16 protein-coding genes and 1 tRNA gene are annotated in these 16262 nt (G+C 53.0%); 11 read left to right on the forward strand and 6 right to left on the reverse strand.

All coding sequences use genetic code 11. The features are described 5' to 3' along the window. Positions 1-12: 12 nt before the first annotated feature. Positions 13-1077 (reverse strand): tRNA preQ1(34) S-adenosylmethionine ribosyltransferase-isomerase QueA, encoded by a 1065-nt coding sequence (gene queA, locus AUC60_RS02790; RefSeq protein ID WP_087264576.1) that lies wholly within the window; start codon positions 1075-1077, stop codon positions 13-15. Positions 1078-1185: 108 nt separating this feature from the next. Here queA and AUC60_RS02795 point away from each other — a divergent pair. From AUC60_RS02795 to drt4, 11 genes are all read left to right on the forward strand, one after another. Beyond that, positions 1186-1270: transfer RNA gene (locus AUC60_RS02795), tRNA-Leu, on the forward strand. A gap of 164 nt (positions 1271-1434) precedes the next feature. Then, on the forward strand, positions 1435-2676 hold the full coding sequence (locus tag AUC60_RS02800) for a tyrosine-type recombinase/integrase (RefSeq protein ID WP_087264577.1): 1242 nt from the start codon (positions 1435-1437) through the stop codon (positions 2674-2676). A 243-nt stretch (positions 2677-2919) separates the two neighbouring features. Further along, positions 2920-3843 (forward strand): hypothetical protein, encoded by a 924-nt coding sequence (locus tag AUC60_RS02805; protein ID WP_087264578.1) that lies wholly within the window; start codon positions 2920-2922, stop codon positions 3841-3843. Positions 3844-3960: 117 nt separating this feature from the next. Beyond that, positions 3961-4239, forward strand: a complete 279-nt coding sequence (locus AUC60_RS02810; protein ID WP_087264945.1) for a helix-turn-helix transcriptional regulator — start codon at positions 3961-3963, stop codon at positions 4237-4239. Beyond that, a complete protein-coding gene (locus AUC60_RS02815; RefSeq protein WP_087264579.1) occupies positions 4236-4844 on the forward strand; it encodes a hypothetical protein in 609 nt (202 codons plus the stop codon). The genes AUC60_RS02810 and AUC60_RS02815 overlap by 4 nt, the downstream gene beginning before the upstream one ends. Before the next feature lie 447 nt (positions 4845-5291). Beyond that, positions 5292-5450: a hypothetical protein gene (locus AUC60_RS27955; RefSeq protein WP_167384305.1), complete on the forward strand. Its 159-nt coding sequence runs from the start codon at positions 5292-5294 to the stop codon at positions 5448-5450. Further along, a complete protein-coding gene (locus AUC60_RS02820) occupies positions 5447-5728 on the forward strand; it encodes a hypothetical protein (protein ID WP_087264580.1) in 282 nt (93 codons plus the stop codon). The genes AUC60_RS27955 and AUC60_RS02820 overlap by 4 nt, the downstream gene beginning before the upstream one ends. Next, on the forward strand, positions 5725-6006 hold the full coding sequence (locus tag AUC60_RS02825) for a DUF3077 domain-containing protein (protein ID WP_087264581.1): 282 nt from the start codon (positions 5725-5727) through the stop codon (positions 6004-6006). The genes AUC60_RS02820 and AUC60_RS02825 overlap by 4 nt, the downstream gene beginning before the upstream one ends. Next, positions 6003-8897 carry a DUF927 domain-containing protein gene (locus AUC60_RS02830; RefSeq protein WP_087264582.1) on the forward strand — a complete coding sequence of 965 codons (2895 nt, stop codon included), beginning with the start codon at positions 6003-6005 and terminating at the stop codon, positions 8895-8897. Before AUC60_RS02825 ends, AUC60_RS02830 begins: the two co-directional genes overlap by 4 nt. Positions 8898-8985: 88 nt before the next feature. After that, positions 8986-9828, forward strand: a complete 843-nt coding sequence (locus AUC60_RS02835; RefSeq protein ID WP_087264583.1) for a coiled-coil domain-containing protein — start codon at positions 8986-8988, stop codon at positions 9826-9828. Positions 9829-10532: 704 nt separating this feature from the next. Then, positions 10533-12173 carry an antiviral reverse transcriptase Drt4 gene (gene drt4 / locus AUC60_RS02845; protein WP_087264585.1) on the forward strand — a complete coding sequence of 547 codons (1641 nt, stop codon included), beginning with the start codon at positions 10533-10535 and terminating at the stop codon, positions 12171-12173. A gap of 183 nt (positions 12174-12356) precedes the next feature. Here the strand turns inward: drt4 and AUC60_RS02850 are convergent, their stop codons facing one another. The 5 genes from AUC60_RS02850 to AUC60_RS02875 form a co-directional block, all read right to left on the reverse strand. Further along, on the reverse strand, positions 12357-13124 hold the full coding sequence (locus AUC60_RS02850) for a hypothetical protein (RefSeq protein WP_144443219.1): 768 nt from the start codon (positions 13122-13124) through the stop codon (positions 12357-12359). A gap of 129 nt (positions 13125-13253) precedes the next feature. Next, positions 13254-14237, reverse strand: coding sequence for a DUF3644 domain-containing protein (locus tag AUC60_RS02855; protein ID WP_238599506.1), 984 nt, complete (start codon positions 14235-14237; stop codon positions 13254-13256). A 536-nt stretch (positions 14238-14773) separates the two neighbouring features. Further along, positions 14774-15013 (reverse strand): hypothetical protein, encoded by a 240-nt coding sequence (locus tag AUC60_RS02865; RefSeq protein WP_087264588.1) that lies wholly within the window; start codon positions 15011-15013, stop codon positions 14774-14776. 2 nt (positions 15014-15015) lie between these two features. After that, positions 15016-15306 (reverse strand): hypothetical protein, encoded by a 291-nt coding sequence (locus tag AUC60_RS02870; protein ID WP_087264589.1) that lies wholly within the window; start codon positions 15304-15306, stop codon positions 15016-15018. A gap of 175 nt (positions 15307-15481) precedes the next feature. Further along, entirely contained in the window at positions 15482-15946 is a 465-nt protein-coding gene (locus tag AUC60_RS02875) for a response regulator (RefSeq protein ID WP_087264590.1), read from the reverse strand. Positions 15947-16262: the final 316 nt, after the last annotated feature.

Consider the following 16262-nt stretch of genomic DNA (forward strand, 5'->3'; position numbering starts at 1 on the left):
GACTGGTGCGGCTCATGCGTGATCCTCTGGGCCCGATGCCTTGGGAGCGGTCGGCGCGGGATTGCGGGTGATGAACATCGCATCACCGTAACTAAAGAAGCGGTAGCCGTTTTCCACCGCCGCCTTGTAGGCAGCCATGGTCTCGGGATAACCGGCGAATGCCGAAACCAGCATCAATAGCGTGGATTCCGGCAAATGAAAGTTGGTTACCAGCGCATCGACCACATGGAAGGGACGCCCCGGAAAAATAAAGATATCGGTGTCACCGCTGAACGGCTTCAACACACCATCGCGGGCAGCGCTTTCCAGCGAGCGCACGCTGGTCGTACCGACTGCAATCACCCGTCCGCCACGCTCACGACACGCAGCCACGGCATCGACCACATCCTGGCCGACTTCCAGCCATTCGCTGTGCATGTGGTGGTCTTCAAGCTTCTCGACCCGCACCGGCTGGAACGTACCCGCGCCAACGTGCAGCGTCACAAACGCCATCTCCACGCCCTTGGCTTTCATGGCGTCCAGCAGTGGCTGATCGAAATGCAGACCCGCTGTTGGCGCAGCAACCGCACCGGCACGCTGGGCATACACCGTCTGATAACGCTCACGGTCGGCGCTGTCATCGGGCCTGTCTATATAAGGAGGCAACGGCATATGGCCGACGCGCTCCAGCAATGGCAAGACTGGTTCGGTGAAACGCAGCTCGAACAATGTATCGTGACGCACGACCATCTCGGCCTCGCCGCCACCATCAATGACAATCATCGACCCCGGCTTAGGCGACTTGCTCGACCGCACATGGGCCAGCACGCTGTGCGTGTCCAGCACCCGCTCCACCAGAATTTCCAGCTTGCCGCCGGACGCTTTCTGGCCGAACAAGCGCGCCGGAATCACTCGGGTGTTGTTGAACACCATCAAGTCACCGGGGCGCACGTGCTCCAGCAAATCGGAAAAATGTTCATGGCCCAGCGCGCCCGTAACCCCGTCCAGGGTCAACAAACGACTGCTGCGGCGCTCGGCCAAAGGATGGCGAGCGATCAGAGAATCAGGGAGTTCGAAGGTAAAGTCAGCAACGCGCATGATCGAGTTCGTCTAGCAGGGCCGCGAAGTTTAGCGGAAAGAGACAAAATTGACCATGAAAGGTGATTGACCAACGGTAATACCGTCTGTAGACTTCGCCGCCATTGAGCCCTGATGGCGGAATTGGTAGACGCGGCGGATTCAAAATCCGTTTTCGAAAGAAGTGGGAGTTCGATTCTCCCTCGGGGCACCACATAGCAGTATCTGAGAGTCTCTAATAGTCTCTCAGACCCAAAGAAACCGGCCACTTGGCCGGTTTTTTTGTGCTTATCAATCTATGCCTGTCTCCCCTTATACGTTGTATCCCTGTATCCCTGCTTGTATCCTCAGAAAAACACCGAACTTTGGGATACAAGGATGAAACGTTCTGAGATCAAGCGTCGCCCCCTCGCAGACACCACACTTGCTGGGTTGGAGCCTGATTCGAAGGAATACCGGGAGCTTGACGGTAACGGCCTCTATTTCAGGATCAAACCTGACGGTGGAAAATCATGGCAGCTCCGATACAAACGGCCTGCGGGTAACTGGGCTTGGATGGGGCTCGGGGGCTATCCAGAAGTGAGCGGCGCACTCGCAAGAGAAAAAGCAGCCGAACTTCGTAAGATTGTAAGTGGCGGTGCTGACCCCTTGGAACAGAAGCGCGCTGCAAAAGAAGCAATCGATGTCGCCAAAAGCCGAACCTTTAGAGCCGCCGCAGAAGCCTGGCTTAAGGCGAAAGATGAAAAGGGACTCGCACCTTCAACTCTGAGCAAAATCAAAACTTACCTCGATAAGGACATCCTCCCGGCTTTGGGAGATATACCTCTCGACAAAATCACCCGCACAGATTGCGCAGACCTTCAGGCTTCTATAGAAGCTCGAAATGCACACAACGTAGCGGAGAAATGTCGCACTTGGGTCAACCAGATTTTTGGGAGGGCCATTGCGCTAGGCCTGACTGAAAACGATCCGGGCAGCCGCCTCCGTGATATCGCAGCGCAAGCCCCTAAGACTCAGCAGCATCCGCATTTGCTGGAGCCCGAGCTGGGTGACTTCCTCACGGCACTTAAAAAGACCCCCAGTAGACTGACGGCCCGCACCGCTGCTTGGCTTTGTATTTGGACAGCGTCTCGACCAGGCATGGTTCGATTAGCCGAATGGAAGGAAGTCAATCTCGAAGCCGGGCTTTGGACGACACCTGCAACGAAAATGAAGATGCGGAGAGACTTTGTTTGCCCACTCCCCTCTCAGGCCATTGAGGCGTTGAAGGAACTTCATGCGCTGACAGGCAGGAGTCGGTGGCTATTTCCAGGTGTCGGAGCAAAAAATCCAACGATCAGCGAAAACACCATTAACAAGGTTTTCGCAACAATCGGCTACAAGCGTCGGCTTGTAGGGCACGGCACCAGACACACCGCGAGCACACTACTCCGTGAGCACGGCTTTCCTAAGGAGCACGTAGAGGCACAACTTGCTCATAAGGAGGGAGGTGTGTCCGGCGTGTACAACAAAGCTCAATACCTAGATCACCGAATCAAGATGATGCAGTGGTACGCGGATTACCTTGATGCATTAGCAGCAGGCAATGTAGCGCAAGGTCAATTTGGAAAGGCAGTATGAGAGCGCATATCCAGCCCCCCTCTAAAATCTGTGTAACGGGTGTTACCCGTGTAACGCCACTCGCCAAGCGCCTGAATTCATTGGCTTTACTTCCCGTTACACACATCTGCGATTTTCGAAAAACCGCATGTAACGCAGATGGAATGTGTAACAGACGACAAACCATAGTTGCCCTTCTGGCAAGCACCGCTCGGGCGCATTACGCGGGTGGGACTCTCCGCATTCCGGGCGCGGGAAAGCCTCATGGATGACGATTTGAATACCGAGGACACGGCGTTCCAGATTGCGGGCGTGGAACTGCACCACCTGCTACTGGACATGGACGAGATCGAACTGGCTGTGAGCGAACTGGCACTCTATGGCCACTTTTACCGACACTTCAAGGAAAGCTTTGGCCTCATCCACGATGCACAAACTTATTGGCTTGAGGATGGCGAATACGCCAAATATGCCGACGAGACCATTCAGACAATGTTTCACAAGCGAGATGACATTGAGCAACAGTACAGCTTTGCAGACACGTCCTCGCTCCCTCAAATAGCTCGCCAATTCCTCGACGACGATCATCCAGCCTCTGACTCAAAGCTCGTAGCAACCTACGCCCTGATCAAGGCAATACAAGCAATTGAGGCTCTCGCGAACTGGTTGTTCGATCTGGAGCTTAGCGTTTATAGCTTAGAGGCTGACTTGGTGGCGTCGATACGGCAGACAGATTCCAAACAATACTTAAAGCTTGTCGATAGGGTGCGAGATCGCGCCTGTGGTTTCGAAATACGAAGTAGGGAAGACTTCGCAATGCTCTTAGGAGAAGCGGATAAGACGCTGATGCTGGCCTCCCTTTATGGCCAGATTGAGAACGTCGATGTATCAAAGCCAGGCTTTCATGCACATGGTTTTTTGCGCGCTGCACTGGGCAACCTCACGGCCTCTCAAGCATCGCTACGCGGAAAAAAAGCCGGTGAGGGGAATCGCAATCCGGACTCAGACAAACAACAGGCAGCAACGAAACGGTGTGAGCGTATTTGCAAAGCAGCTGATCGCCATATATCCGCTGACCCAAAAATATCAGGAACTGACTTAGTGAAGGCCGTTGTTGAGAAAGACAAGATAGCGTCGATACCCACCGTCAGGAAGTACCTCCTAGAACGTCTCTATCTACCTCGTTAAAACGCAAAAAAAGCAAACCATGTTTGCTTTTTTTTTGCCCCCTAGTCTGTGCCTGTCTCTTTCCGTATAGGCACAGCTATGAACTCCCGTCTCCAAGAAGTAAACAGCAATACCACGATGGCAGAGCTTTCTCACAAGGCTCCTGAAAGTCCTTACACATTGCTTGAGCTATTTGATGCCGCCTCCACGCTGATTCGCGTGAAACAGGTCATGGCCATCACTGGTATTGGTCGCGCTACCGTTTACAAACTGATGAACCAGCCTGACAGCGGCTTTCCACAAGCAGTAAAACTCACCAATAGCACGGCACGAGGCGCGCCTGTAGCGTGGGTTCTGTCCGAAGTCCAAGCATGGGCACGCAGCCGCATTGAGGCGCGTGATCAGGTGGCCGCATGACTCACCGCACCTCAAGCGTCGCCGGGCCATTTATCGACTCTTACAGCGTTGGCTTTCGACTGTATCGAAAAGGCGAAATCAACTGGAAGCATCGCACGATTGCAGGCGTCAGCTGGAACGGCCAAGAGCAGGAAGCGTTCTTTTTCAACGCAGAAGGCATGGCCCTCCCCCTAAAAGCCGACCCATGGAGACTGCCCGAGTGGATCCGCGAACATGCAGTCCGACGCGAATTTGCAAGCGTGCATGGTGACGGTTATTTCGCAATGAAAGAAGGTCGCCGCAAAGCGTTAAAGGCTGCCGGGTTAAACGACTGGGTGACCTACTGGCTCGTCGATCAATCGGGCGGCTTTGCCAACGATGCCGAGGTCTGGCAACGCCATGTCGATGCAGACCTAGCAACCGAGCGAGCCGAGTGCGAAACAGTCCACACAGAAATGCGCCTACAGAGTGACCGAGCAGATTACATCCAGCAGTGCGTAGCTGAGCGCCTTGAGCATCTGGCGGTAACGCATCGCCGACGGTGCGCAGAGGATCAGAAGATCCTGGCTTGGTTGAAAGGTGAAGTCCCGCCGCCGCTGTTTGCAAAGGATGGTAACGCACCATGACCTTATCCCCGGTCTCGCAGCGCCTTATCCATCTGGCGCGCCGCATCATCCGCTCGCTTTCCACTCGACACCTGCACTAACGAAAACGCCCCCGGCGGCAACCGGAGGCGTTGAGGTAAATCTGTATGCACAGACAATTTATGCCGCATGAAAAAAATGCGCAAGCTCTTCGCCTAGTTGCGCTTTCCAAAAAGCGGCGGTACTCTCCTGCCGTCGCTGCAAATTCAGCGACCGGGCTTGGTAACCCGACGAAATCAAGGCGCAACAGCGCCCCCATTACGATTGCAGGCGCTTTTTTTGTGCCCGCAGTTACGTGTTATGGCGGCTGTGCGTGGGAGGCATTCGTGCCTGCCGGGTTCCTTGATTCCCGGTTTACCAACCTGCGCACAGCTGCCACCCATTCGCTTGGTAACGAACGTGGCAGCTCCTCAAATCAAGGAGCACCACATGCACGCCCTCAATCCGTCCAAAATTCGCGCCGCCGCTCATCGAGCAATGGCTCTTGCCGCTTTACACGCCAATTCCAGCCTCGCCACTCGCATCGCCCGTTACAACGCCCATATGACCAAAGCCCGTGCCTTGGAATCCACCGGGGGCGCGCAATGAAACAGACACTGAGCCACTCGACGCCCGAAGACATTTTCTCCCTGACCGACGTTGAGGCCGGTGTGCCCATCGACGCAATTACCTGCGCCATCAGCCGAGCCGATGCCGTCCTGCTTTTACTTGAGGATCAGTTCGAAGACGAACGCCCCAGCCTGTCGAACCACGTGATCGCCTCCGCGCTTTGGGATGTGCGCGGCACGCTGGGACTGATTCACAAATTAGCCATGCACGCTGACCGTACCTCCGCACCTGTCGCACACGTGGAGGCTGGATCATGACAACCGATCATGACCTTAAAACCGTCGGCAAGACTTTGTTTGGCCGATACGACGCCGAGAACATCCCATTATTCTCTGTCAGCGCGGGGGTTTCGATTGAAGAGGCGCTGGAACACGCCTCATGCCTGATGGGCTGCGTCCGAGAACTGACCCTCGTTGACTCGATGGGCGATGAGGCAGACGTACGGGTATGGTCAGCGCATTATCTGGGCGAGATGGCGAAGGCCATCATCGACGACGTGACGATAGGCCTCAAGCATTCGAGGACTCGCCCATGACGTCTCCCTCGAATAAATCAGCCAAGCGTCCCAGTTTTGCCGAAGTGAAGCACGCCGCCATGGGTGCCGTTGAACAGGTGCTTGCCCAATGGCTTCCGGGCGGCAAACGTGTAGACGGCGGCAAGGAATACACCGCGCCGAATCCAACACGGGCCGACAAGCGTGCAGGCTCTCTCAAAGTGAATCTGGCCAAAGGAACATGGGCCGACTTTGCGACCGGCGATAAAGGCGGTGACCTGATTGATCTGGTGCGCTATCTGGACGGCGGCACTGACGTCGAGGCTTGCAACAAGCTGGCTGACTTCCTGAACGTAGTTGCCGATAGTTCGCAGTCAGCTTCCCCTCCCAGCAAAAGCAAAACTCCGGAATGGGTCGCCCTTCAGCCGATCCCTGACGCGGCCATGAAGAAATGCCCAGCCAAACACCGGCAACACGGCACGCCGTCGAAGGTGTGGGTTTATCGTGCCCCTCAGGGCCAGCCGGTCATGGTGCTTTATCGTTTTGATTTGGAGCCGGACGAAGACGGCAAGGCCCGCAAAGTGTTTGCGCCTCTAACCTGGTGCCAACGAGCCGACGGCCAAACGCAGCAATGGCGCTGGCAGGGCTTGCCCGAGCCGCGCCCTCTTCTTCGCCTTGATGAACTGGTACAGCGTGCAAAGGCTCCGGCCGTACTGTGCGAAGGTGAGAAGGCCGCAGATGCGGCGGCAGAGCTCTTTCCCGAATACGTCGCCACCTGCTGGCCAAACGGCTCGAACTCCTGGCACAAGGCAGACCTTTCCCCGCTTAAGGGACGGCATGTGGTGCTCTGGCCCGACAATGATGCTACCGGCAAAAGCTGCATGGAGGCAGTTGCCAAACAACTCCAGCAGCTCGGCGTTGAGTCGGCTCGCGAGATCGATCTGGCCTTGTTCAAGCGTAAGCCCACGCTGAAAAATGGCGCACCCGGTTTCGCAAAAGGCGGTAGCTGGGAAGACGGCGACGATGCGGCGGATGCTCTGGCCAAAGGATGGTCAGCCGCTCACATGGCAGAGCTGGAACGTAGTGGCGAGCTATTCGTTGCCGGATCCGACTCACCAGTGGCGACCCCGGCAGAACCCAAGGCCAAGCCTGCCCCTAAGCGAGCCGCAAAGCCCAAAAATGACCTGATGCCGGGCGGCTTCCGCCTGACGCCAGAAGGTGTGTTTTATTCCGGTGACGATGGCGAAGCCCGCCCGGTGTGCTCACCTCTGGAGATCCTCGCTCGCACCCGCGACGCGCAGGGGCATAACTGGGGCTTGCTCGTCGAATTTGACGATCCCGACGGCGCGAAAAAACGCTGGAACATCCCGGCCCGCACCATGACCGGTGACTTTGGTAAGGACGTGCTCGGCCCGTTAGTGGACATGGGATTACGGCTGGCCGGTAGTCGCTCTGGCCGCAACGCACGCAACGACCTGCAGAGTTACCTCGGTGGCTTCGACAGCGCCCAACGAGCACGCCTGGTCACTCGCCTCGGCTGGCACGACAGCGCCTTTCTGCTGCCCGAGCAACAGGTCGGCTCTCATACCGAACACCTGCACTTTTACGAGGCCGGAGCCCAACTGCCACCGATCAGTGAATCAGGCACGTTAGATCAATGGCAGGAGCAGATCGGCGCTCTGTGCATCGGGAATCACCGTCTCGCATTTGTGGCCAGCGTTGCGTTCGCAGGTCCACTACTGCACATGCTGGGTCATGAGTCGGGCGGCTTCCACTTGTACGGCGACAGCTCAGGCGGCAAGACCACGCACCTGCAAGTTGCTGCCTCAATCTACGGCGGGCCGCGCCTTGTCCGTTCGTGGCGTTCAACAGACAACGCGTTGGAATCAATCGCCGCAGCGCACTCTGACGGGCTATTGGTGCTGGATGAGATCGGCATGTGCGATCCGCGCATTATTGGCGAAACGGTTTACATGCTGGGCAATGGCACAGGCAAGGCCCGCGCCAATGACCGGGGGCAATCAGGCCGTCAGGTTCAGGAGTGGCGCTTGCTGTTCCTGTCGACCGGAGAGAAGACCCTGGCGCAGCACATGGCGGAAGCCAACAAGGAGCTCAAAGCAGGCATGGAGGTGCGCATGCTCGCCATTCCAGCGGACGCAAGCAAAGGCATGGGCATGTTCGATCAGCTCAATGGATTTGATGATGCTGCCGCCCTCTCAGACGCGCTCAAAGCGCGCGTGGCGAAGTTCTACGGCACACCCTTGACCGCCTTCCTGTCAGCGCTGTGTGAGCCCGGTAAACGACACGGCTGGTCATCCATCTTGCGCCATACCTTGGAGGCGTTTGTTGCCAAAGCATTGCCAGCATCTGCTAGCGGGCAAGCACACCGTGCCGCTGCCCGATTCGGATTGGCCGCCGCCGCTGGCGAGCTGGCCACCGCCATGGGGATTACAGGTTGGCCCGATGGCACGGCCACCACTGCTGCGCGGGTTTGCCTGAGCGCCTGGCTCAATGAGCGCGGCGGCGCCGGTAACTTTGAATCGGACGCCATTCTGGCGCGGTTACGCCAGGTCATCGAACGCTTCGGTGAAAGCCGCTTTACACGCTGGGAATCGGCAGCCGCGAAGATCGATGAGCATGGTCCGCGCACCATCGACCGGCTGGGCTTTCGCAAGTCTTTGGAGCACGGCCTCGGGGACGAATTGCACACCACCAATACCTACTACGTGCTGCCCGAGGCATGGCGTTCAGAAGTGTTCAAGGGCATGAACATCAATGCCGTGAACAAAGAGCTGATACGTCGCGGAGTCCTTGAGCCGGGACCAGATGGCAAAGCCTCTTGCACAGTGCGCCTGCCAGGCTTGGGCGCTCAGCGTTGTTACGTGGTGAAAACCGTACCGGGAACGGACGAAAGCGAGGCCAAGGCCGCCTGACAGCAGCCTATCGAATGAGGTTGAACCGGCCCGCTCAGGCCTCGCCAGCCAATCCAAAACTTCCCTCTAGATAACACAGGACATACACATGAATAGCATCGAGCAATTGAAAGACAACCGCGCCACATTGGTCACGGAAATGGAGGCCATCCGAGCAGAACTGCCGCCCTTGGAGGCAGCACTTGAAAGTGACGAGGTAATCAACAACCGTCGCGAATCCCATTTCAGAGATGAAATCAGCAGCCGCAAACTGAAAATCGATGCGATAAATCAGCGAATTTTCGTATTGGATCAAAAGCTGCACCGCTTGGAGAAACTAGCCAACCGGGAAACATTGATGGCGCAATACATTACTGACATGGCTGGCTGGGCTGAGGATGAGGTCGAGCTCAAAACCAAGCGGCAAAGCCTCAGCACACGCCTGGAAGAGGTCCGCCAGCAGGCGCAGGAAGAAATAAACAGCGCGCGGCAAGCTGAAACCCTGGCTGCTACCGCGTATGCACAAGCTGTGGCGTGGGGCGATGCCGAAGGCGAAAAAACGGCGAATAGCGATGCTCAGAAAGCTGCGAAAAACCTCGCTGCCGCCACCGAGCAGTACCGCCGCCATCAGCTGATTGTCAATGCCCTGGAGCAGGAGCTGAAGACCGTTGACCAGCACATTACTGAGGCTCAGGAAAAACATAAAAAGCTAGAACAGCAGGCCCTACACCTTGCGCTGTACACCTATGAAGAAAAGTGGAATGAAGCGGCTCAAGCGCTGCTTGACGTCGGAGGCAAGCTCTATGCTGTCCAAAACCTGATCGGTCGTGATGCAGTGGCGCTGCTCAAGCTGGACATACCTGAGCAGGGTGAAAACTACGGCAGTTGGAAATGGCGGGACTTAGCAGATCGGTCGAGCGGTCATCGCACGCAAGACTTGCTTTCGATTTAACTGCTCGCCCCTGAAACAGCCTGCGTTCGCGGGCTGTTTATCACTTCGATGATAGAACCCAGTTACTCATCAATCCGAAACCTCTCATCCAAATCCGAAGCGATAAAGGAAAGGAGAGCTAACCTGACCGCCCTGCTCAGCAGCATGGTTACCAAAAAGAAAAATCACAGTCGAACAGAAGCCTACCGCGACTGCTATACAAGCAGAACTGGGCAAGCCACGACCGTTAGCGCAAATAGACGCAGGCGGCCTTGCTCTAAATTTTTGACAGGCTGCTTCCGGCCGATTCTGTTGAAAAAGTCGCTCTGCCCAAACGGCCTGATCATTGACTGGTGAAAATGCCTTTTTTGCACGCTGCTACGTGAAATCCGAGTACGGAAGCCTCTGCCAAAAGTAAAGATTTCAATCTCGGACACATACTTTCCCGATGCGCAAACCATTGCGGAGTTTTTCAACAGAATCGGCCATAAGCAGACCTTCAACCGGCCGAGTTTCGTCACGATGAGAACATCACCTGCTTGCTTACGATCAAGCAGATCCAAACCCTGGGCGTGCAATGTCGGCAACGCTGCCAGTAACAGCTTCTTCGACTACCCTACTCACCTGAAAGGTAAACCCAGATATCCACCTGGGTACGGTACCTTCAGCACAAAAACGAGCACGGATCCATACAAGTTAATTCATTTAATAGGACAGGTTACATAATGGACGACGAACGATTTGTATTTGAAGCGCTAACCCGATTCAACTACTTCCCGAATCAAAAGCAGGGCGTTGGCGAGATTCCACCGATCTTCAATTCCAGACGATTCACACCCGAAGTGGTTCTTCGAATAATCCAGGAGCCAGACGCATGCGATGAACGTGCAAAGGACCCAGAGAGCAATAAGACAGGAAGGCCTTCAAAGGGCTTTGATTTTGTTGAATATGCGTCCACTAGGTACAACAACGTGCCCAGACTTCTAGGAATTCCCCATCCGCAGGCGTACGGGCGGCTTGCAAAATGTATCTCTGAAAACTGGGAGCACATACGGGGAATCTGCGATAACGAAAGCAGCAAAATCAAACCATACTTTCATGTTGACAAACGATTGGTGGTGATGAACTACGACAGCTTTCGAGAGAAAGTTCTGGAGAAAAGCCAGACATCATTCGGCAAGCGTTACTTGGTGAATACGGACGTTGCAAGCTGCTTTAACTCTGTTTATACGCATGCTATTGAATGGGCGGGAATGGGCGAGGAAGAAGCCAAAAGACAGCTTGGGGTTAAGGGCAACGGCAACAAGCATTGGTCTAAAGATTTGGATAAGTGGCAAAGGAATACACGACGCCTTGAAACTCAGGGCATTACAATCGGACCGGCGACATCGACAGTCATCGTCGAACTCATACTAGGTGTAGTAGACGAGAGACTACGTGAAGAAGAATATGAATTTGTCCGATATGTTGATGACTATGTGTGCTATTGCAAAGATTCATCGGAGGCCGAACGCTTTTTGCAAAAGCTTGCCAGCGAGTTGAAAAAGTTCAAATTCTCATTAAACTTATCGAAAACCAAAGTCGAACCATTGCCCGCTGCAATACAAACCGACTGGGTGGCAAAACTTCATGCCGCACTCCCTCAAAAAGTTGACGAAGGCAAGAAGTACGACACGGATGATACGATACACTTTTTAGAGTATGCGATTTCATTAAACAATCAAACACCGGATGGCAGTGTATTAAAATACGCCATGCAGCAACTAATCCACTTGCTTGATGATGATTGGATCAGAGTCATCACTGACTATGTGACAAACTTGAGCTGGCATTACCCACTATTACTGCCCTATTTGGGAATAATCTTCGAAAACCATGAGGTTCAACACTCTGATTACGAGGAAAGACTAAACCAGATCATAATCGAGAACTCCAAAAATGGGCGCTCGGATGGAATGTGCTGGCCTCTACACTTCATCAGCAAACATGGGCTGACCCTTAATAAGTTAGCTGAAGCGGCGGTTATCAATTCTCAAGACTGCCTGTCAATGTGTATATTGATGCAAATAACAGGCTGGACAGAGAACCTACAACTAGCATTCAAAACCCTAAGCGAACTTGATGTTTATCAAAAAGATCGGCAGTGGGTGTTTCTCTATCAAGCTTTTATTAAGGGGTACATACCTAACCCCTACAAATCGCCCGTTTTCGAAATCATGAGAGAAATGGACGTTGACTTCATGCCACCAGAAGGAAATGAAAGCCTAGCTGAATCCTATTGCACCCATCTGGAATTTGCAGATGCGTTTGAGCCGGAGCATGGGCCATATACATTCGAAGAATTCCTACAACGGAGTCATGCTTGAAATTACTGAATTTTTTAAACCCATATCAGATTGTAATTGGCCGCTACAGGTCATGGCTGATCGTCTTCTTTTGGCCGTTAGCGGCCTTGTAGGACTTCCGCTTATGGCCGGTTTCTGCCTCTCGCCACGAGCAGAATCGGCCATAAGCAGTCAGTCGGAAATGGCCACGAAACCATGGGTGATTCACCCCTCGATTTTACCCAATATATCTTCCGCCTTTTCTACGTTCAAAACTCGCACCATGGACATCCCAAAACCTAATGGAAAAATTGGATTAGATGGGTCTATAGAGATAAAGTGTTCGAGCAAAGCCATGGCGGACTGTATATATCGGTATACGTGCTCCGCAAATAGCTCCTCCAATATTGCATCCGTATTACTTGACTTGCTGTGTATGATTTCGTTTCTTAAGCGCTCAAGGCTCTTGAAGTCAGACCAGAAATTTTCTGATTGAGGTGGCGAACACTTCAGTATTGGTGGCAATATGGACGCCACCTTCTCCGAAGTTGATATCCATCGCTCTATCTGTTCTTTGCTATAATGCTCGGTAGATCTGCTCGTGGTTTTTTTGTATGTGTATGTATCAGGAATTACCGCATTGCAAAACGACTCCACTGCCTTGTATGCAAATATCGTCGCCACTTGAATACTCTCAAGATAATCATAGGCAAGGCCTACATTGCGGTCATATATAGACTCGGTGAATTCCGATAGCCGCTCGAGATCCACTTTGATTTTTTGGGCTTGCTGCAAAGCCTTGGTTGCGACGCTTATGGCTAAAGTAATCTCATTGGGGAGCGCCAATGTAATTGTATTTGAACCAATTTTTGGCTTGATTATTTTTTGAAAAAAAGCTGTTTTTTTCGTGGATGTCTCGTGAATGCCAATTGGTTTATTTGCACGTCTGTCAGGTGCTGGCACAATTTCAGAAGGATCGTCTGCATTGTTCATGTGATGAACGCAAATCAACTGAGTATGAAGCTTTAACAATTTTTACTCCAATATCTAGATAATTTCACGGAATATGAGCCCTCGACGATATTCGAACAGCTGCTACGAATCTAAAACAGCAGCGTATACTTATAGGAATTCAATTTTTCGGATCTCACACTCGGCTAGCACTTTTTCCAGCCATGTCTCATACCAGTACCATGTATTCATGACGGTAACACCAAAACCTTTGCCTTGTTTTTTTGCTTCGTTGGTTTGCCACATCTGGGTGTGATGCATCATATTGAATTTTGGGTAGCCAGCGTTCTTTACTTTTTCGACAATTTTTGACGGTAGATATTTAGGGCGCTCGGTCTCTTTGATTTGAATATACTTGGTATTCATTCCTTGAGCCATTTCAGATCCTGGCTTGATAAATTCAATTACCTGATCCGCCTGGCCTTTATGATTTGCGGTTTTAGGAACAAAGAAAACACGGTAAGAAAATTTCGGATCGTTGAATTCTTCATCGGTTAGAGCTAAGTCAAACGAAGTTATATAGGCTCGAATATTTTCAGGGAGGCCGTCTGCCTGGGATAATCTATCAACTTGATCCTTGTTCAAAGAGGAGAACTGAAGGCTAAAAGATAAATGTTTATCTATGCCAAGGCTGGCGCCAAATAAAGATTTTATGAGTTCGTTATAATTTAGGCAGCAGGCCTGAAATCTAGCGCTTAAGAACTGATCGATCTTCGTTGTCATTTGGTGTTCGATTTCATGCCTCAAACCGATCAGAAATCGAAGATTGTTAGCGGCGCTCAAGGCTACCGGCGATTCAGGTTGATTCAAACACTTCTCTAGCTCCCAATGCTTTACAGCACCTTTAGCAGTTTTGTGAAATCGCTTTCGCGTACCTTCCATCTTGAAATATCGATATTCAACTCCATTTTTTCGATAAAATGCGTGAAGGAGATAAGTCCAAGATATCATCATCAAAACAATGAATATTTCAGACTTGAAGGTGAGCGCAGGGTTATTGAATATCTGCACAGAGGCGAGGGCCGCCTCCCTGGATTTCTTGATAAGCTCGTCAGCTACAGAGCCAACCGATCGCACTCTCTTCTCTGCCGCCATTCTGATCATCCTTGGAGTGAACAATATTTATGCGCGCTTACTAAAGAATGGCCATCTTGCCGGCTCGGAATGGTCCTACTCTTCCTTTAAACAATAGCGACAGATGGTTGGAAATCCAGTCTGGGCAAACAATTACCTCCATTTTGCTCTCATCCCCCTCTGACACTATGCCCAACGTGGTTGTATAAGCGGAATCCTTGCCTCTGAATAGCTTTCAAACGTTGCTGTCGTGGTAGCTACAAAACTTCTCCGCGGGAGCGTTCGCTTTTGGCCGATTCTGTTGAAAAAGTCGGTTTTCCCAAACTGCGAGCAGACTGATCGGTGAAAGCATCTTTTTTATCCGCTGCCACGTGAAATCTGAGTCTGAATACCTCTGCGCCGATTCTAGATTTCAAGCTCAGGCGCGTACTTTTCTGCTGTGAAAACCACACCCGACTTTTTCAACAGAATCGGCCGATTGCGGTCGTTCAGCGCATAAATTCGAAGCAGAAATGAGAGGACTCCCTTTAACCGAGGCGCAGGTGTAACTACTGACGTCAAGTTTCGACCTGAAAAGAGCGAATCCCCGCCGAATCGGCAAAACGGCCCACCGCCGTCAGGCTGGCCCAGGTGCGCAACGCTTCTAGGCGAGAGCGCACCGGCAGCCAGTGACTGCCTGCGCCGCCCAACAGGATGGCCAACGTCCACTTGTCGTCCTGACGACTCACCAGCACATCACGCACCGCGCCGCCTTCAAGCATGGCGCGAAGCGCATCTTCGTGAATCCCTTGAGGCATGATTAACCCAGCTTCCTGATCCGGTTGGTAAAGTCAGTGACCTGCGCGGGCGACAGGCAGTTCAACTGACCGAAACGCTCCAGGTGCAGGATCATGGCGTCGTGACTGCCTGGCTCACCGGCGACGATGCGACGGCAGGTCTTCTCCAGAATCAACCGGGCCAGTTCCGGGTTGTCGATGGTCGAGGCGTCGAACGCCAACGCGACAGCCGTGGCCAGGTCACCCAAATCGGGGTCGGTACGTTGCAGTGCGCGCAAGGCATTGAGTTGCCGGGCGGTGATGGGTAGCGACACAGTGTCCTCCTTGAAACGGGTCACGCTCTGACCACGAGCAGCGAAAATGGTAGTCCAGAATCGGGGGGTCTGGTGTCCAGCGGGCACAAAAAAGCCCACCGGGGTGGGCTTTGCTGTAGGGGGTGATTTAACGAATGTCCCGTTATTAGAACTGGCTAATCCAACTAGCCGAGCATCACCCCTTATCGGGCTGCGGCGCAAATGACAAAGTCCCAGGTGGCTGTTCATTTAAAACAGCCCAAAACATGCCTAACTTCGTGACTGCCGCGACAAACGAGCTGAGAACCACAGGCTTCACCAGGTAGGAATTCACACCCAGCTTGTACGCATCGTCTAAGTCAGTGTCCTTGTCGGAGCTAGTGAGCATCGCCACCGGCACAGTCTGAAGCTGTATATCAGCCTTGATGGCTTTTAGCACGTCAAGACCGTTCACCTTTGGCAGACGGAGGTCCAGCAGGATGAAGGCAGGATTTCCTTGATCGCGATCGGCAAAAGCATTTCTGCGGAACAGATAATCCAAGGCTTCAGCGCCGTCACTGGCAATGACAACCTCGTTCGCCAGATTGGAGCGCTGTAAAGCAATCAGCGTGAGCTCCCGGTCATTGGGATTGTCTTCGACAAGAAGAATGGGTTTAAGCATCGCGGCGTCACTGGCAGAGGAATCGCACTACTCTAGCAGAGCGCGCGATAGGTGGGCCGAATAGCCACCGACTTGTGTCCGTCATACAGAAATACTTTATGAAAGGCGGCTGGTGGGTGGGCTTTTGGAATCCGGCCCAACACTTTGTCGAAATTGGTCAAAAGACACGAAAGTTTGCACCGCAGATGACGATAACTTAATTACAGGCACGTTTTAAGAACGCCAACGTGCGAGAGAGGAGCGTCTAAAGGTCAAGGAAGCTTTATGCATTGGGTACTAGCTCTCACACTCATAAACACCAGCGCCTCAGCCCTAG

It is taken from the genome of Pseudomonas caspiana, from assembly GCF_002158995.1.
Classification (GTDB): Bacteria; Pseudomonadota; Gammaproteobacteria; order Pseudomonadales; family Pseudomonadaceae; genus Aquipseudomonas; species Aquipseudomonas caspiana.